Below are 16,918 nucleotides of genomic sequence, written 5' to 3'. Positions count from 1 at the left end.
ACCAATAACTTTACCATGCACTTAAACATAATACATTGGGGCTTGCCATGCAGGTAAGCCCTAAGCACCTGAGTGCAAAGCAGTATGGTTTTAGTTTAATAGAAATTTTAGTGGTATTGGTGATCATCGCCTTTGCCACCAAAATGGTGGTATACAGCTTAGATGGCGGCGCTGAAGAAGCGTTAGACAAGCAAGCAAATAGGCTGCATACCACCATTAATGCCGCATCGGAATTTGCGGTGCTTAATCAAATAGAATTAGGCCTTTTAGTTGAGCAAAATACGCTTGAATTTTTAGTTTTTGATGGCGAAAAATGGATTAGCTTTGATCGTGAAGCTTTATTTAAGCCAATTGAGATCGAACCCCAATTTAAATTAACACTTAATCTTGAAGACCTACCTTGGGCACAAGATAACTTACTAGAGCAGTCAAATTGGCGTGAGCTAATGAGTGGTAACAATGAAGACAGTTTATTAGAGCTTAAAAAGTTAAAAGTACCGCAAGTGCTTATTTTATCCTCTGCCGATGTAAGTGCGTTTCAGCTCATGCTTGAATTAAAAGATCAGTCAGAGCCGGTGTACTTTATTGAAGGTAAATTTGCAGCCCCAGTCGATTTTCGTCGAGAGCCCCAATAATGAAAAAATACCACGGGTTTACATTATTAGAAGTCTTAGTTGCACTGAGTATTTGTGCCATGGCGGGTATTGCGGCAATGCAAGCAACCGGTGAGCATATTCATCACTTATCAAGTATTGAAGAACAAACGTATGGCTCATGGGTCGCTGAGAATGTATTGGTAGAACAACGAACGAAAGGCGAAAAATGGCAAGGTAAAAATGGTACCCGCGGCAGTGAGATGATGGCGGGTATTGAATGGTTTTGGCGCCAAGATGTTGTGCCCACTGCCGACAAGAGCTTTGTAAAAGTCACTATTAATGTGTTTACGGATGATAAGTACGAAAATTCAATTTATGAGTTAAGCACTTACTTAAATAAAGGTAAGCTTTAAGTGAAGCAGCGCGGTTTTACATTATTAGAAGTGATGGTGGCACTAGGTGTGTTGGCGTTTGTGATTATGGCCACCCACCAAATACTTGATACCACAACGCGAGCTAAACAAGCATCAGATGAAAAAATTGCTGAACTAAATGGCTTACAAACTGCATTTAGATTGATGGATCAAGACTTTAGCCAAATGACTAAACGCCAAGTACGTAATGAAGCTGGAGATTTTCAAGAGGGATACTTACTTGCTGGACGCTACATTTTAGAAAGCCAGCTTGATGGTATTGCCTTTGTACGCGATGGTTGGATGAATCCCATTAACTTACTTCCTCGCTCAGAGTTACAAGCTGTTGGTTATCGCGTCATTGATGACAAGTTAGAACGCGTATATCGCATTTATGTCGATCAACTCGATAATATGGAGCCTCGTAGCCAAGTTATTTTAGCGGCAGTCGAAGAGCTTAAATTTGAGTTTTTAGATGGTAGCGGTAAGTGGCAAGAAGACTGGCAAATTAAGGCATTACCTAAAGCCGTTGCGGTAACTATAAAGCAAATGGATGCGGAGCCTATCAGGCGTGTGTTTTTAGTGCCAGGACTCGGTAAAGAGCTACCTAAACCAGTAACTGAGGGGACTAACCCGTCGCAACCTAATGGCCGGGGTACGCCTTGATGAACCAACAATCTTCGCGCGGCGCGGCTTTGGTTATTGTGTTATTTATTGTAGCGCTTGCAGCTATTTTAGCCGTTGAAATGAGTGCTAATTTAATGGTGCAAGTACAAAGAAGTACCAATTTACAAAGTCAGCAACAAGCGAAATGGTATGCCTATGGTGCTGAAGAGCTAGCAATTAAAGGTTTAATTCAAAGTAAAAAAGACGATCCTGAAAAAACCACCTTAGCGCAGCCCTGGGCAAAGCAAGGCGATGTAAAGTACCCTGTTGAGAACGGCACTTTAAGCGGCCAGTTGACTGATTTACAAGCGTGTTTAAATTTAAACGCGCTTGGGGTTGAGCCAGACCCAAATAGCGGTAATAAAACTAACCCAGCACATAAAGCGTTGTTTGCTATTTTAGAAAATATAGATGATTTACCCAGTGATGAATCAGAAGAAGGGATGGCCGACAGTGTGTTTGATTGGCTTGATGAGAACAGTATAACCTATCGCTCTGGTGCCGAAGAGGGGGAGTATTTATCGCGTCAGTTTCCATATATGACGGCTAATAGCCTATTTGCTTCGGTATCTGAACTGCGTTTAATTAAAGGCTTTAACCCTTTAGTGATGGAAAAAGTGCTGCCTTTTGTCTGTGTGATCCCAGGCAGTACGTTACTTTCAATTAATGTTAATACAGTCACTGAAGAGCAAGCTTTATTGCTCAGTGGCCTAATAGACGAACTGAGTGTTTCGGGTGCTCAAGCGGTAATTGCAGCGCGACCTGAAAATGGCTTTGATAATATTGAAGAGTTTTTTGAGTCTGTTAAACAACAAGGCGGCAAAAATATCAAAGCAGTAGAAAAGCTTTTTAGTTTAAAAAGTGAATATTTTAAATTACAAACGCAGGCAAAATTTGTTGATTTGCGTTTTTCGATGACCACATTACTGTATGCCAGCAATGGCGAGGTAACGATACTGGCGCGAAAATTTGGAGGCGTACAGTGACAGAGATACTGTTGATCCGCACGGGTCAAACCGAACAAGACTTGCTTAACTGGTTAATATACTCACCACAAGAACAAGAAATAATAGCCAGTGGCGAGTTACAAAATGCCAGCCAGTTAAGTGAACTAACTGAAAAAGCATCAACCCGAGAGCTCGTGGTACTTTTACCATGTGACCAAGTGCAATTAAAAACGGTGATACTGCCAACCAAATGGAACCGTAAGCTAGAGCAAGCACTGCCTTATATGCTCGAAGAGGATATTGCCTGTGATATAGACGATATCTATATAGCGCTAGGGGAGCCGACAATGGTTGAAGCGCAGCATGCAATTAGGGTTGCGCTAATGAATCGCGATTGGTTTGAGCACTGGTTAGAGGTGTTTGAGCAACACCAGCTCACTGCTCATAAAATAGTGCCGGATGGCTTGTTATTGCCCAGTGCAGAAGAGCCTTGTGTAGCGGCAATTGAGCTCAACAAGCAATGGCTATTTAAAAAAGGTGACTGGCATATCGGTGCGGTTGAAAGCAGCTGGTTAAAGGAATATCTAACGGCTTTAGGTAACCCTGATATAAAACATTACAGCCCTGCAGAGCAATTTCCTGAAACGCTTACCTTGCATCCGCAAACCAGTGATTATGAGCTGCCGTTAGCATTATTTGCTAAGCAGTTAGATCAGCTTAAATTTAATTTGCGTCAAGGGCCTTACACGATTAAAAAGAAAACGGCTTTATGGTGGGGTTACTGGAAAAGTGCCACCATAATTAGTGTTATTGCTTTGCTATCGAGTGTGGCTATTAAAGCGGTTGAATTACATCAGCTTAATTCGCAGCTTGAGGTAGCTAAATCACAAGTAGTAGAGCGATTTCAAAAAGCCTTTCCAGGCACGCGGGTGCGCCCTCACTTAATTAAAAATCAAATACAGGGAGCACTGGATAAAGTGCAAGGTACGAGCGATGCTGGCTTTTTAGATTTAACCAGCAAGCTGGTGAGTGTATTTTCACAAGTGAGCGAATTTACACCGCAAACCTTACGTTTTGATAAGCGCCGTAATGAATTACGTATTCGTGCTCGTGCAAAAGACTTTCAAACCTTTGGTAAGGTTAAAGCCATTCTTGAGCAGCAAGGTGTGACTGTTGAGCAGGGGTCGTTAAATAATGATGGTGATTATATCGTCGGCGAAATTAGACTGCGAGGTGCACAATGAAACAGCAGTTCATGAAATATTGGGGTTCATTAAAAGAACAAGAGCAGCAGTTAATAATGGTTGCGGGTGGTGTATTTATTATTTTTGTTTTGGTAATGGGTATATTTAGACCCTTAAATACGGCAATAGAAAATGCGCAACAATCACAAATAAAACAACAAGAATTGCTAGCATGGGTAGACGACAGTATCGTTAAACTTAAAGCAGCAGGTAAAGCGCAAGCGGTGAGCAATCAAAACCTCAGCCAAATAGTGAATAATACGCGCGGTCGTTACAGCATTAATATTAGTAAAATGCAGCCAAATGATAATTCACTTCGTTTAACACTCGACTCAGTGGAGTTTAATCAATTAATCCAATGGATTGACGAGCTGGTTAATCAGCATGGTTTAAGCGTAGAAAATTTAGATTTAAGCCAAGATGATAAATCCGGTTATGTACGCGTTAGCCGTTTAGTATTAGAGAAGTAGTTAATGAAAAAAATAATAATTTTATCCATCGTTTTTGTAATTAGCTTTCTTGTTTTTAGCGTTATTAAATTGCCCGCTGCAGTGGCTTTAAATTTTGCTAAACCTTACTTACCTGCGCAGTTAGAGGTAGGGCAAACTTTTGGTACGCTATGGCAAGGTCAAATAATGCAGCTTCGCTTTCAAGGTGAACAGTTGAACAATGTACGTTGGGATATATCAGGCTGGTCAATCTTTAAAGCTCAAGTAAATACTAACTTACGTTTTGGTAATCCTCGCGAACGTGATGACATTTCTGGGTATGCAGATATTAGTTATTCTCTCACAAATGATGAACTTAGAATAACTGATACTGTAGTGCGTTCAACGGTTGAGCGCGCTATGCAGCGCATTGATTTACCGTTACCGGTTACTGCTAAAGGACGCGTTATTTTAGAGCTCGATGAATACGTTTCAGGCGCTCCTTATTGCCAATCATTACAAGGTGAAATAGCCAGCCCTGATATTGATGTGCAAGGGCTAACTGGCTGGTTTAATATAGGCGATTTAAGCGGTAAGTTAAGTTGTAAGTCGGGCGATGTAGCCATACTTATTGAGCCAAATAATAGATTAGGGTTAGAGGCTGATGCTACACTAAAAGCCAATTTTGATTTTAAAGTAGCGGGATATGTTAAACCTGATCTCACTTTACCGAAAGAAGTTCATGACGCGGTGAAGTTTTTAGGCAGACCAGATAACCAAGGTCGTTACCCACTTAAATTTTAATATTTTATATAAAGAGTTTTAATGCAAATACCTCAGTTTACTGAGCAGCATGCTAAGCTGCTCAGCGAGTTTTTAAATACCCAATCAGGCGCAATGAGCCTTACCCAAAGCCAAGGTTATTTATTTGGCGTTATATGTTCACCTGAGCCATTAGAAGTTCACCAATGGTTAGAAAATATTCTCCCTGATACAGCAAACGACCTTGATGAAGACATGTTGTTTTTGTTTATGGCATTACATCATCAAGTAAGTGAACAAGTATTTGAACTTGGTTATAAGTTACCCGCTGAGTTTGACCGTGAGTTTTGTCAGCAGTGGTCTGCAGGTTTTTTAACTGCAAGCCAAACGTATACTCATAAGTTACTCCAGAGTGAGCAACTAGATATTCAATACAAGCAAGCGCTTGAAAGTGCACAGGCGACTCTTAGCTTTTTTGCATTAGATAAACCAACGATTGCAAAGATTGCACAGCAAAATAATATCGATGAATTACATTTGTGTGCGCAGCAGTATGAATTAATGGGCGACTTTGCGTTAGGTTTTGCTGAACTTATAGAAATTGTCGCGCTTAATAGTGGTTTGTATACCGATGAAGGGTGGGATGAATAAGTAGGTAAAGCCTTAAGCGCCAATCTCTAATTCAATATCAGTGCAACCTTGTTTGCACTGTATTACTCCCTTACCAGGTTCGCTGGTGGCTAAATTTAACGTTAATACACCCTGGCAATGCTCACATTTAAGTGTTTTACCTTGTGCCAACTGCTTAAGCATAGTGCGGTGCTTGTGAAATGAGTTACTTGCTTTTTTATTTAATCCAGAAAAATCCATTATTTCACTCTCGCTTGCGCTAATGACTCTTTGATAATGCGACATACCGTTGTTAAACGTTCTGAATAAAAGTAAAGGTTTAGATCGCCTTGACGACAATAGCGTAGTTCAAACAACTTTACTGACTCATCATTGGTAAAGGTTTTATCAATATAGTCTTCTTCGGATCTTGAAAGTGCTAACTGTTTATTAATTTTGTTTCTTGTCATGGTTGCGACAGGAAAACGATCGACTTTAGTTGTGCTGCTTAACAAGCCTATACCATCACCGAGTAAGCGCTCACGAGGCTCTTTTACCAAGGGGTGATCAATGGTAAAAAATGCTAGGATCACAACCACTAGTATAAAAAATTTCTTCATAAATACACAAACCTTGATCCAAACAACACGTTAGTAGCCGGCAAGTGTAATAAAATACACCTTAAAAGCAAGTCACAAGTTGAATAAATTATTAGCAATCTAGTCAGTAATTTTAGCCAATATGCGTATAATAAGAGGAGTAATTAGATATTTCTGAAATATCTGAAAGTATACAAGTGCGACCTAAAGCGTATTATGTTTAGCATGTAAGTTGCTACACTTAGGCGAAAAGTACAAAAAGATTGCTGAATTTTTATTTCCTAGCGGCGTTGAGGAACTTCAATGGATAAGCAAATTAAAGTAAAAAACATACCAACAGAGGTTAAGATCCAAAAACCCGATCTGAGCCGTCAAGAAGATAGATTTAACCCACGCAACCGTATTTATGTGCGTGCTGTTTCAGGACTCCATCAATTACTAAGACAACGTATTGGCTTTTTAGGCATGCTGGCGTTTATGTTATTGCCATGGATCAACTTTAACGGTCAACAAGCTGTTTTATTTGAGCTAATGGAGCAAAAATTTAATATTTTTGGCTTAACCCTGTGGCCACAAGATTTCACCATTCTTGCATTTATATTTATGCTAGCAGCGTTTGCCTTATTTCTGGTTACCACTTTTTATGGTCGAGTGTGGTGTGGCTATACATGTCCGCAAACAGTATGGACCTTCATTTTTATTTGGTTTGAAGAAAAGTTTGAGGGCAGCGCTAACCAACGTAAAAAGTTAGATCAACGGCCGATGGATTTTGACAAGTTCTGGCGTAAAACAGCTAAGCACACTAGTTGGGTATTATTTTCTTTATATACTGCGTTAACGTTTGTTGGTTACTTCACGCCTATTCGCGAACTACTGCCTGAATTTGTTACCTTTAATGTAGGCGGTTATGCCTTAGTTAGTATCATTGTATTTACTATTTGTACTTATGGTAACGCTGGGTGGATGCGAGAAATTATGTGTTTACATATATGCCCGTATTCACGTTTTCAGTCAGCAATGTTTGATAAAGACACCTTTACTGTAAGCTATGATGAAACTCGTGGTGAAAACCGAGGGCCACGTTCTCGTAAACAAGACCCTAAAGAGTTAGGTTTAGGTGACTGTATTGACTGTAACTTGTGTGTGCAGGTTTGCCCAACCGGGATTGATATTCGTAATGGTTTGCAATATGAGTGCATAAACTGTGGCGCTTGTATTGATGCCTGTGACGGCGTAATGGATAAAATGAATTACCCTCGAGGCCTTATCTCTTACACCACCGAGCGTAATTTAGAAACACCGGAGAATAAAACCCATCCGCTGCGTCCAAAGCTGATTGGTTACAGTGTTATTTTAATCTTACTTACCGGTGCGCTGGTTGCTAATATCGCCATGCGTAAAACCATGGACTTTGATATTATTCGCGACCGTAATCAGTTGTATCGTGTCGATTTTAATGGTTTAGTTGAAAACACCTACACCTTAAAAGTAATTAACAAAGCACAATACGAGCAAACATTCTCTATTGATGTAACAGGGTTAGATAATTATAAATACTTAGGTGATACTACCTTTACAGTAAACGCTGGTGAATCGCATAATGTACCGCTATCACTGGTAATGGATCCTTATGATTTAAAAGCGCCAATGACCGAGTTTAACTTTGTGTTGTCGCCAATAAACGAGCCCGATAATAAAATATCGCAGCCAAGCAACTTTTTTAAGGCACGATAAGTCGCTTTATTAAAGGCAAACGAGCACTGTTATTAACAAAAAAGCGGGATATTCCCGCTTTTCTTTTATATAAGAAGTATATGAGTAAATTTAGCTTTATTGACTTAACTCCAGATCTTATTTTGGATGCCATAGAAAGCGTGGATATTTATGCTGAGTCAGGGTTGTTAGCGCTAAATAGCTACGAGAATCGGGTATATCAATTTGTAGCCGAGGGTGCAAAGCGTTACGTCGTTAAGTTTTATCGCCCTGAGCGCTGGAGCAAAGCGCAAATTCAAGAAGAGCATGACTTTGCTTTTGAACTAGCCGCCGCTGAAGTACCGGTGGTGGCGCCAATAAAACACAATGGGCAAAGCTTGTTTGAACATCAAGGGTATTTGTTTACTTTGTTCCCAAGTGTAGGCGGGCGTTTATTTGAGGTGGACAATTTAGATCAACTCGATGTGCTCGGGCGTTTAATCGGTCGTATGCATCAAGTAGCCAAAACGAAACCCTTTACCCAAAGACCGACCGTTACCTGTGATGAATATTTAGATACAGCTAAAGTTCATTTACAAAAAAGTAAGTTAGTCCCTATGGGATTAGAGACTTCCTTTTACACTATTTTAGATTTAGTCATTGCTCAAACTCAACAGCAATATAAAAATGTAGAAGGCATTCGCTTACATGGTGACTGCCATGCTGGTAATATCCTATGGGCAGGAGATGCATTAATGTTTGTTGATTTAGACGATAGCCGTCAAGGTCCTGCAATTCAAGATTTATGGATGATGCTCAGTGGCGATCGACAAACACAGCTGTTACAGTTAGACACTTTAGTGAATGCATATGAAGAGTTTTGCGATTTTGATCACTCACAACTTAAGCTGATCGAACCGCTTCGGGCTATGCGTATGATTCATTACATGGGGTGGGTTGCAAAACGTTGGAGTGATCCTGCTTTTGTACGGAACTTTTCATGGTTTGCAGATGACAAATACTGGGAGCAACAAATTTTAGCGCTTAAAGAGCAGTTTGCAGCTTTGCAAGAAGCCCCGTTAAAATTATTGCCATAATATTTTTATTTAAAAAGAAGTATAACGAGATATTCATGCTTAAAAAATTAAAACTAAGTTTACTGATCCTATGTTTACCTTTTGCAGCATTAGCTGCTAACTTTGAAGCGGGTAATCAATACACTGTAATTGATGTTGAAAAAAGTAAAACCCCGAATGTAACCGAGTTTTTCTCTTTCTATTGCCCACATTGTTTTAAATTTGAGCCGGTAGCCAAAGGGATTGCAGAAAACTTACCTGAAGGGGCTGAATTTGTAAAAAATCATGTCAACTTTTTGGGAGGCGTTTCACCACAAGCTCAAAGTAATTTAAGCTTTGCTTACTTAATCGCAAAGAAACACGGTCAAGCTGAAGCGGTAACAGCGCAAATTTTTAAAAGCATTCATATACAACGTGCGCCATTAACTGAAATTAAAGACGTTAAAAAGTTATTAGAGCTTAATGCAATTGATAACACGACATTTGATAACGACATCGCCAGTTTGCCTATCATAGCAGCTGAACGTGCCATGCAAGATAAACAGAATAAATATTCTGAACTTGGTGCATTAACTGGCGTGCCTACATTTATCGTAAATGACAAATACAAAATCAATATTAATACAATCAAGAGCCAACAAGAACTTGATGAGTTAATTAGCTTTTTACTAAAACTATAATTTTTGGAGCACCACAATAATGATCAAATTAGTTAAAGCAGGGTTACTTGCTGTATTACTCCCTTTAGCTGCAACCAGTTTTGCTGCCACTTACGAAGAGGGCGTGCATTACGATGTCGTCTCTGATCGTGCAACCAGAAAACCAGAAGTAAAAGAGTTTTTCTCTTTTTACTGTCCTGCATGTAATAACATGGAACCACTGCTGGCCGAGATCAAACCTAAGCTAGATAAAAACGTAAAGTTTAAGAAAAGCCATGTAGATTTTGTGGGTGTACGTGACCCAGAACATCAAACCATGATCAGCCAAGCATTAGCTACAGCTGAAGTACTACCTCAAAAAGATAAAATTATTTCAGCGATGTTTGATCATATCCATGCAAAGCGTGCACGATTTAATGAGTTGGCAGATGTAAAAGATGTATTTTTAGCGCAAGGCGTAGATGGCGACAAGTTTGATAAATTATTTGAAAGCTTCTCGGTACGTACACTTAGCTCTAAAATGAAACGCGACCAAGATTACTTTAAAGGCAAAGGAGCACTTCGTGGCGTTCCTACGTTTATCGTTAATGGTAAATACAAGCTTAACTTAGGTGGCGAGTCAGGCATTTCATCGCCAGAAGATGTAAGCGCACTTATTAACTACTTAGCAAATAAATAAGTAGTTTAGTGAAATAAAAAAGCTCCGAAAGGAGCTTTTTTATTTGGAGAAGAAAATTCATTATGGAAAAAATTTTAATCTCAAGTTGTTTGTTAGGTTTGCCAGTTCGTTATGATGGTAAAGGACAAACAATATTGCACCCTCAACTTAATTTGTGGCAAAAGCAAAATAGATTAATTGTATTTTGTCCTGAGATTGCTGGTGGTTTACTCGTGCCTAGAGCGCCCGCTGAGATAAAGCAAAATCGAGTTATTACAAATACTGCTGAGGATGTAACAAGTGCATTTGAAGCTGGCGCTAATAAAGCATTAGCCCTTTGTAATAAGCATAATATTCGCTTTGCTTTACTAAAAGAGTCTAGTCCTTCGTGTGGCCGTAATACAATTTATGATGGAAGCCATAGTGGGGTGAAAGTAAAAGGCATGGGGCTGACCGCTAAGTTATTGGTAAAGAATCAAGTTAAAGTATTTAGTGAAGAGCAAATACCAGCACTTATCAAGGCGCTGGTATTATAGTATTAGATTTTATTTTTTCTGTAAAAATACACCAGATTCAATATGGTGTGTGTAAGGGAACTGATCAAATATTGCAAAGCGCTTAACCTCATGGGTTTGCGTTAAGTGTTCAAGGTCACGCTCTAATGTGTCTGGGTTACATGAGATATAAATAATATTTTCATAATTAGCCACTAAGTCACACGTAAGCGTGTCCATGCCTGCTCTAGGCGGGTCGACTAAGATGGTTTGGCAGTTGTAACTACTCAAGTCAATGCCATCTAAGCGAGAGAAAGTACGCTCGCCTTTCATTGCCTGAGTAAACTCTTCGCTCGACATGCGAATAATATCTAAGTTAGTTACTTGGTTTTGAGCAATATTATATTGCGCTGAATGCACCGACGATTTTGATATTTCCGTCGCCAGCACTTTATTAAATGAACCAGCAAGTGCAATAGAAAAGTTTCCATTACCACAATACAGCTCTAGTAAATCATTGTTTAGTGGTTTACATAACTCTTGTGCCCACTCTAACATTTTAATATTCACCTTCGCATTAGGCTGAGTAAAGCTATTTTCTACCTGTTGATAGATTAGCTCTTGGCCATTCACCATTAAGCGCTCAGTAACAAAGTCATCGCCCAATTTTTCTTTTTGCTTACGTGCACGGCCAATAAAGTCAATTTTGTACTGGCTACTTAGCTTTTCCTTTAAGGCATTGATCTCAGTTAACCAGTGTTCATCAAGTGGCTTGTGATATAGCAAGCTCACTAAAATTTCACCACTGAGGGTTGATAAATAATCTATTTGAAATAATTTACGACGTAGTACTTCGCAGCCTTTTAAATTATCAATCATCACCTGCATAATTTCACCTACTAAAGGAGCTGCAGGGTCAAAGGTATCAACACGTATTTTATCTTTTGTTTGTTGATCAAACATAATATGAAACAGATCGTCACCATCGTGCCATACTCTAAATTCTGCACGTTGGCGGTAGTTAATGGGCTCAGAGCTAAATACTTCTAACTGTTTTACACCAAAACGTTGAAATTGCTCTGTAATACGCTGCTCTTTTTCATTTAATTGTGCATCGTACTGCGTGGTATCTATATTTATAACTGCCATTAACGGTATAACCTTATCGTTGAGATCTGTTTATCGGCGCTATTGTAGGGAGCGAAGCGTATTTGTCTAGTTTTGATCAAATATAGTGAGCTTTTTTTGAGCATTTTACTACAGTATAGGCTTACTTGGCCGATATAAGGGTAAGTCTAAATAGGAGTCTTCTCATGAAAATAGGTAACTTTAGTTTTGTTCCAAACAGTAATGCTAATAAATACAATACTAAACAAGCAATGCCACAGCCTAAAATAGACTCGCCACCAACCAGTTATCAGCAACGAGGAAAAGAACTGGCTGCTGCCGTATTAGGTGACAAAATGGCAAAAGAATTAGGTTTGCCGGTCGCTGAAACCAAAAAAGACAAACCACTGTTTGATTTTAATGAAGTCGTAAAAAATGTTTTAGACTTTGTTACAAGCTCGGTAAAAAAAGCCAAAGCCAATGGTGCCGATAACGACAAACTACAAGATATGCTGAATCAGGCACGTAAAGGAGTGCAGACGGGTGTTGATGAGGCTGTGGATGAATTAAAAGGCATGGGCGTATTTAATCAAGAACTTGAAGAGGGTATTGATAAATCTAAAGAGGGTATCTTTAGTGGCCTCGATAAATTTGAGCAGAACTTATTTAACCCACAACCTGCAAGCGTAACTGTTAGTCAGGCGCAATATGTAAGTTTAAGCAATAGTGCTGATTATACATTTACCACAGCAGAAGGTGATGAGGTGAGTATTAGCTTTGCAGATGCTTACCAATCGCAATCATCTAGTCGCTATCAAAAAACAGATGATTCACAATCATTTAGTACGCAATTTTCTGAATCCCGTGAGCTCTCTTTCTCGATGTCAGTAAACGGTGAGCTTAATGAAGACGAGCAGCAAGCCATAAATGATTTAATGGCAGAGTTACAAGATGTAAGTAAAACCTTTTTCAGTGGCGATTTAGATAAAGCATTTGAACAAGCCCAAGAACTCAGTTTAGGGAATGAACAGCTGGTGGCATTCTCAATGGACTTACGTCAAAGCAAAACCGTTGCTGCCATTAAAGAGTATGAACAAATTAAGCCAACATCAGAAAAAGTCATTGCCGAAACTGTTGCCCCTTTTAATGATGATCTAAAATCGGCTTACTCTAAAGCGCAAACCCTAGGATTAGAAAGTCAGCTATCAGGTATCATTCAATGGCTAAATCAAGATCAACAAGAAATAGATAAACTGGTTGATTACACTAACACCATGTTTGAAAACTTAGATAAATTAAACGCCGCTACTGCAAAGCTAGGCACTGAGTAAAACTACTTTCTTTTACAAAAGCCACATGGCAAACTGCCGTTCTTAGTAAAGAGTAGGAATGGTAGTTTGTCAGCGCACATCATGGTATTTGATTCAGGTATAGGTGGAACCACCGTGCTTGAGCATATTCAGCAAAGCATTCCTCATGCTCAATACAGCTATTTTATGGATAATGCATTATTGCCCTATGGCGCACAGTCGCAACAAACCATCATTAATCGCCTATGTGGATTGATTCAATTTATTAAAGATGAGTCACTAAATGTCGACTTAATTGTTATAGCCTGCAATACCGCCTCAACATCAGCGTTAAGTTCGGTACGTCAAATTACCGATATTCCTATTGTTGGGGTAGTACCTGCAATTAAACCCGCAGCGCAATTAACGCAATCAAAGCATATAGGTTTATTGGCAACTCCCGCAACGGTATCAAGCCCGTATACTGATGCACTTATAAAAGAACATGCCTCATCGATAACCACAAGTTTATATAGTAGTGTTGAACTGGTTACTTTGGCAGAGACTCTCTTTTTTACCCAGCACTTAGATCTTGATAAGTTGCACACTGAGTTAAACCGATTAAATATTAATAACGATATAGATGTGCTGGTATTAGGCTGTACTCACTTTCCTATTTTAGCTAAACCAATTAGTGATTACTTTAATACGCAAGTACAGTTATTAGACTCTGGTGCGGCCATTGCTAAGCGAGTTAGTTCTTTACTCAAATTAAGTGATAATCAAGCAGGCATAAAAAAGCCGCTGCACTATTATGCAACGGCTGATGTATGTAGTGATAAACTAGCGGTTAAGCAAGTTACACTGTTTGATCCGACTCTGAACGATAAGAGTTAGAATCATCTTCTTGTTTTTGTTTTGCTTCACGTACTTTCAAAGTACGTTGTTGGAACTCACTATCGTTTAGCTTAGCAATTGCATTATCAGCATCTGCTTGTGCCATTTCAACAAAGCCGAAACCGCGACGCTTGCCAGTATTCTTATCTTTTAACAAACGAACGTTAAATACTTTGCCTTGCTCTTCAAATAAAGTACGAACTACACCTTCATTTGCACGATAAGGAAGATTGCCAACATAAAGTGTTTTTGTTTTTACTTCGGCTTCTTCTGTACTTACTGATGACATTGCAGCAATAACAAGTCCACCAATTAATAAACCGGCACCGAATAGAAGTGCAGGGTCTAATGCTAGGCTTGCAAGCGCAAACTTAACGATAACAAAACCAACAACAGCAAGAATAACTGCGAAGATAAAAGATTTTTGATCGGGTAATTTCATTTTTGATCTACCAATAAACAGGAAATAAACATTAATTTAACATTGTGAACTTGCTATCTTAACGTCTTAATTGAACATAGCAATGAAATTTATAGCAAATAGTTAATAAGAGTGTAAAAAACAACCGATGGTAAGGCGTTTCAGTACTATTTTAGCCTCGTTTGTTTGAAACTTGAGCAAACGGTAAAAAGATCTAAAAAAAAGGTTGATCTGTTTTCGGATCTCCCTATAATGCGACCCCACTGAGACGGGGAACGCCAACGCATAGCGAGGCATGAGCTACTCAGTGAGTTGAGTAAAACTTAGTTTCGAAAAATTTCAAGTTTAACAAAATTAAGTGTTGACAAAAAAATAGGAAAGCGTAATATGCGCAGCCCTAGCGAGATAAAGTTAAACGCTTTAATCGCAACGTTCTTTAACAATATAAAGCAATCATCTGTGTGGGCACTCGTACAGATTGAGTTCTAACAGCCAAGCTTAGTTTACTAAGTAAGGCAAACAAATTTAGAGTCTCAATTTAAACTGAGTGACCAACAGCAATAACTACTTAGGTAGGAATTGCAGCACAGTCAATTCAATATCGAAAGATATTAAATAAATTCAGAATTCATTGAGCTGTCGAAAGACATAAAACTTTTTAATTGAAGAGTTTGATCATGGCTCAGATTGAACGCTGGCGGCAGGCCTAACACATGCAAGTCGAGCGGTTTATTCAGCACAGTCAATTCAATATCGAAAGATATTAAATAAATTCAGAATTCATTGAGCTGTCGAAAGACATAAAACTTTTTAATTGAAGAGTTTGATCATGGCTCAGATTGAACGCTGGCGGCAGGCCTAACACATGCAAGTCGAGCGGTAACAGAAAGTAGCTTGCTACTTTGCTGACGAGCGGCGGACGGGTGAGTAATGCTTGGGAACATGCCTTGAGGTGGGGGACAACAGTTGGAAACGACTGCTAATACCGCATAATGTCTACGGACCAAAGGGGGCTTCGGCTCTCGCCTTTAGATTGGCCCAAGTGGGATTAGCTAGTTGGTGAGGTAATGGCTCACCAAGGCGACGATCCCTAGCTGGTTTGAGAGGATGATCAGCCACACTGGGACTGAGACACGGCCCAGACTCCTACGGGAGGCAGCAGTGGGGAATATTGCACAATGGGCGCAAGCCTGATGCAGCCATGCCGCGTGTGTGAAGAAGGCCTTCGGGTTGTAAAGCACTTTCAGTCAGGAGGAAAGGTTAGTAGTTAATACCTGCTAGCTGTGACGTTACTGACAGAAGAAGCACCGGCTAACTCCGTGCCAGCAGCCGCGGTAATACGGAGGGTGCGAGCGTTAATCGGAATTACTGGGCGTAAAGCGTACGCAGGCGGTTTGTTAAGCGAGATGTGAAAGCCCCGGGCTCAACCTGGGAACTGCATTTCGAACTGGCAAACTAGAGTGTGATAGAGGGTGGTAGAATTTCAGGTGTAGCGGTGAAATGCGTAGAGATCTGAAGGAATACCGATGGCGAAGGCAGCCACCTGGGTCAACACTGACGCTCATGTACGAAAGCGTGGGGAGCAAACAGGATTAGATACCCTGGTAGTCCACGCCGTAAACGATGTCTACTAGAAGCTCGGAACCTCGGTTCTGTTTTTCAAAGCTAACGCATTAAGTAGACCGCCTGGGGAGTACGGCCGCAAGGTTAAAACTCAAATGAATTGACGGGGGCCCGCACAAGCGGTGGAGCATGTGGTTTAATTCGATGCAACGCGAAGAACCTTACCTACACTTGACATACAGAGAACTTACCAGAGATGGTTTGGTGCCTTCGGGAGCTCTGATACAGGTGCTGCATGGCTGTCGTCAGCTCGTGTTGTGAGATGTTGGGTTAAGTCCCGCAACGAGCGCAACCCCTATCCTTAGTTGCTAGCAGGTAATGCTGAGAACTCTAAGGAGACTGCCGGTGATAAACCGGAGGAAGGTGGGGACGACGTCAAGTCATCATGGCCCTTACGTGTAGGGCTACACACGTGCTACAATGGCGCATACAGAGTGCTGCGAACTCGCGAGAGTAAGCGAATCACTTAAAGTGCGTCGTAGTCCGGATTGGAGTCTGCAACTCGACTCCATGAAGTCGGAATCGCTAGTAATCGCGTATCAGAATGACGCGGTGAATACGTTCCCGGGCCTTGTACACACCGCCCGTCACACCATGGGAGTGGGTTGCTCCAGAAGTAGATAGTCTAACCCTCGGGAGGACGTTTACCACGGAGTGATTCATGACTGGGGTGAAGTCGTAACAAGGTAGCCCTAGGGGAACCTGGGGCTGGATCACCTCCTTATACGATTTAGAACT

Annotated in this window: 19 protein-coding genes and 1 rRNA gene; 16 read left to right on the top strand and 4 right to left on the bottom strand. The window is 40.3% G+C overall.

Annotated features, from left to right (window positions below; translation table 11 throughout):
• The first annotated feature begins 47 nt into the window (after positions 1-47).
• Genes PISS_RS14525 through PISS_RS14490 form a run of 8 tightly spaced genes read left to right on the top strand, consistent with a single transcriptional unit; the run spans position 48 to position 5,707 of the window.
• Entirely contained in the window at positions 48-635 is a 588-nt protein-coding gene (locus PISS_RS14525; RefSeq protein WP_058155330.1) for a prepilin-type N-terminal cleavage/methylation domain-containing protein, read from the top strand.
• Entirely contained in the window at positions 635-1,009 is a 375-nt protein-coding gene (gene gspI / locus PISS_RS14520) for a type II secretion system minor pseudopilin GspI (RefSeq protein WP_013464253.1), read from the top strand. The genes PISS_RS14525 and gspI overlap by 1 nt, the downstream gene beginning before the upstream one ends.
• Positions 1,010-1,675 (top strand): type II secretion system minor pseudopilin GspJ, encoded by a 666-nt coding sequence (gene gspJ, locus PISS_RS14515; RefSeq protein ID WP_013464254.1) that lies wholly within the window; start codon positions 1,010-1,012, stop codon positions 1,673-1,675.
• The gene (gspK, locus tag PISS_RS14510) at positions 1,675-2,661 is read left to right on the top strand and encodes a type II secretion system minor pseudopilin GspK (RefSeq protein ID WP_013464255.1); all 987 of its coding nucleotides are present in this window, start codon (positions 1,675-1,677) and stop codon (positions 2,659-2,661) included. Before gspJ ends, gspK begins: the two co-directional genes overlap by 1 nt.
• Entirely contained in the window at positions 2,658-3,866 is a 1,209-nt protein-coding gene (gspL, locus tag PISS_RS14505) for a type II secretion system protein GspL (RefSeq protein WP_013464256.1), read from the top strand. Before gspK ends, gspL begins: the two co-directional genes overlap by 4 nt.
• Entirely contained in the window at positions 3,863-4,336 is a 474-nt protein-coding gene (gene gspM / locus PISS_RS14500; protein ID WP_013464257.1) for a type II secretion system protein GspM, read from the top strand. The genes gspL and gspM overlap by 4 nt, the downstream gene beginning before the upstream one ends.
• A 3-nt stretch (positions 4,337-4,339) precedes the next feature.
• The gene (locus PISS_RS14495; RefSeq protein WP_013464258.1) at positions 4,340-5,098 is read left to right on the top strand and encodes a type II secretion system protein N; all 759 of its coding nucleotides are present in this window, start codon (positions 4,340-4,342) and stop codon (positions 5,096-5,098) included.
• A gap of 21 nt (positions 5,099-5,119) precedes the next feature.
• On the top strand, positions 5,120-5,707 hold the full coding sequence (locus PISS_RS14490) for a UPF0149 family protein (protein ID WP_058155329.1): 588 nt from the start codon (positions 5,120-5,122) through the stop codon (positions 5,705-5,707).
• Positions 5,708-5,719: 12 nt separating this feature from the next.
• Here the strand turns inward: PISS_RS14490 and PISS_RS14485 are convergent, their stop codons facing one another.
• Positions 5,720-5,926 (bottom strand): hypothetical protein, encoded by a 207-nt coding sequence (locus PISS_RS14485; protein ID WP_013464260.1) that lies wholly within the window; start codon positions 5,924-5,926, stop codon positions 5,720-5,722.
• Positions 5,926-6,285, bottom strand: coding sequence for a hypothetical protein (locus tag PISS_RS14480; RefSeq protein ID WP_013464261.1), 360 nt, complete (start codon positions 6,283-6,285; stop codon positions 5,926-5,928). The genes PISS_RS14485 and PISS_RS14480 overlap by 1 nt, the downstream gene beginning before the upstream one ends.
• Before the next feature lie 282 nt (positions 6,286-6,567).
• On the opposite strand from PISS_RS14480, the gene ccoG reads away from it, so the two are divergent.
• From ccoG to PISS_RS14455, 5 genes are all read left to right on the top strand, one after another.
• Positions 6,568-7,998, top strand: coding sequence for a cytochrome c oxidase accessory protein CcoG (ccoG, locus tag PISS_RS14475; RefSeq protein WP_013464262.1), 1,431 nt, complete (start codon positions 6,568-6,570; stop codon positions 7,996-7,998).
• Between the two features lie 80 nt (positions 7,999-8,078).
• Positions 8,079-9,053 carry a serine/threonine protein kinase gene (locus PISS_RS14470; RefSeq protein WP_013464263.1) on the top strand — a complete coding sequence of 325 codons (975 nt, stop codon included), beginning with the start codon at positions 8,079-8,081 and terminating at the stop codon, positions 9,051-9,053.
• A 35-nt stretch (positions 9,054-9,088) separates the two neighbouring features.
• Positions 9,089-9,712 carry a thiol:disulfide interchange protein DsbA/DsbL gene (locus PISS_RS14465; RefSeq protein ID WP_013464264.1) on the top strand — a complete coding sequence of 208 codons (624 nt, stop codon included), beginning with the start codon at positions 9,089-9,091 and terminating at the stop codon, positions 9,710-9,712.
• Positions 9,713-9,731: 19 nt separating this feature from the next.
• A complete protein-coding gene (locus PISS_RS14460) occupies positions 9,732-10,370 on the top strand; it encodes a thiol:disulfide interchange protein DsbA/DsbL (RefSeq protein ID WP_008113400.1) in 639 nt (212 codons plus the stop codon).
• A 62-nt stretch (positions 10,371-10,432) separates the two neighbouring features.
• Positions 10,433-10,885: a 2-thiouracil desulfurase family protein gene (locus PISS_RS14455; RefSeq protein WP_008113397.1), complete on the top strand. Its 453-nt coding sequence runs from the start codon at positions 10,433-10,435 to the stop codon at positions 10,883-10,885.
• Between the two features lie 9 nt (positions 10,886-10,894).
• Here the strand turns inward: PISS_RS14455 and trmA are convergent, their stop codons facing one another.
• The gene (gene trmA, locus PISS_RS14450) at positions 10,895-11,992 is read right to left on the bottom strand and encodes a tRNA (uridine(54)-C5)-methyltransferase TrmA (RefSeq protein WP_013464265.1); all 1,098 of its coding nucleotides are present in this window, start codon (positions 11,990-11,992) and stop codon (positions 10,895-10,897) included.
• A gap of 164 nt (positions 11,993-12,156) precedes the next feature.
• Here trmA and PISS_RS14445 point away from each other — a divergent pair, with 164 nt between their 5' ends.
• Complete coding sequence (locus PISS_RS14445; protein ID WP_058155328.1) at positions 12,157-13,281, top strand: DUF5610 domain-containing protein; 1,125 nt, start codon at positions 12,157-12,159, stop codon at positions 13,279-13,281.
• Positions 13,282-13,347: 66 nt separating this feature from the next.
• Positions 13,348-14,136, top strand: coding sequence for a glutamate racemase (gene murI, locus PISS_RS14440; RefSeq protein WP_058155327.1), 789 nt, complete (start codon positions 13,348-13,350; stop codon positions 14,134-14,136).
• Here murI and PISS_RS14435 read toward each other — a convergent pair.
• Positions 14,099-14,578, bottom strand: coding sequence for an RNA recognition motif domain-containing protein (locus PISS_RS14435; protein WP_013464268.1), 480 nt, complete (start codon positions 14,576-14,578; stop codon positions 14,099-14,101). The genes murI and PISS_RS14435 overlap by 38 nt on opposite strands.
• Before the next feature lie 790 nt (positions 14,579-15,368).
• Between PISS_RS14435 and PISS_RS14430 the strand changes: the two genes are divergently transcribed.
• A 16S ribosomal RNA gene (locus PISS_RS14430) occupies positions 15,369-16,904 on the top strand.
• Positions 16,905-16,918: the final 14 nt, after the last annotated feature.

This window comes from Pseudoalteromonas issachenkonii, assembly GCF_002310795.1.
Lineage (GTDB): Bacteria > Pseudomonadota > Gammaproteobacteria > Enterobacterales > Alteromonadaceae > Pseudoalteromonas > Pseudoalteromonas tetraodonis.
This window is presented reverse-complemented; position numbering and strand designations above follow the sequence as displayed.

Coding starts and splice junctions, on each gene's coding strand:
- PISS_RS14490 (WP_058155329.1), top strand. CDS start 5,120: ATGCAAATACCTCAGTTTACTGAGCAGCATGCTAAGCTGCTCAGCGAG.
- PISS_RS14455 (WP_008113397.1), top strand. CDS start 10,433: ATGGAAAAAATTTTAATCTCAAGTTGTTTGTTAGGTTTGCCAGTTCGT.
- trmA (WP_013464265.1), bottom strand. CDS start 11,992: ATGGCAGTTATAAATATAGATACCACGCAGTACGATGCACAATTAAAT.
- PISS_RS14525 (WP_058155330.1), top strand. CDS start 48: ATGCAGGTAAGCCCTAAGCACCTGAGTGCAAAGCAGTATGGTTTTAGT.
- gspI (WP_013464253.1), top strand. CDS start 635: ATGAAAAAATACCACGGGTTTACATTATTAGAAGTCTTAGTTGCACTG.
- PISS_RS14485 (WP_013464260.1), bottom strand. CDS start 5,926: ATGGATTTTTCTGGATTAAATAAAAAAGCAAGTAACTCATTTCACAAG.
- PISS_RS14465 (WP_013464264.1), top strand. CDS start 9,089: ATGCTTAAAAAATTAAAACTAAGTTTACTGATCCTATGTTTACCTTTT.
- gspK (WP_013464255.1), top strand. CDS start 1,675: ATGAACCAACAATCTTCGCGCGGCGCGGCTTTGGTTATTGTGTTATTT.
- PISS_RS14470 (WP_013464263.1), top strand. CDS start 8,079: ATGAGTAAATTTAGCTTTATTGACTTAACTCCAGATCTTATTTTGGAT.
- PISS_RS14480 (WP_013464261.1), bottom strand. CDS start 6,285: ATGAAGAAATTTTTTATACTAGTGGTTGTGATCCTAGCATTTTTTACC.
- PISS_RS14495 (WP_013464258.1), top strand. CDS start 4,340: ATGAAAAAAATAATAATTTTATCCATCGTTTTTGTAATTAGCTTTCTT.
- gspM (WP_013464257.1), top strand. CDS start 3,863: ATGAAACAGCAGTTCATGAAATATTGGGGTTCATTAAAAGAACAAGAG.
- PISS_RS14435 (WP_013464268.1), bottom strand. CDS start 14,578: ATGAAATTACCCGATCAAAAATCTTTTATCTTCGCAGTTATTCTTGCT.
- PISS_RS14460 (WP_008113400.1), top strand. CDS start 9,732: ATGATCAAATTAGTTAAAGCAGGGTTACTTGCTGTATTACTCCCTTTA.
- PISS_RS14445 (WP_058155328.1), top strand. CDS start 12,157: ATGAAAATAGGTAACTTTAGTTTTGTTCCAAACAGTAATGCTAATAAA.
- ccoG (WP_013464262.1), top strand. CDS start 6,568: ATGGATAAGCAAATTAAAGTAAAAAACATACCAACAGAGGTTAAGATC.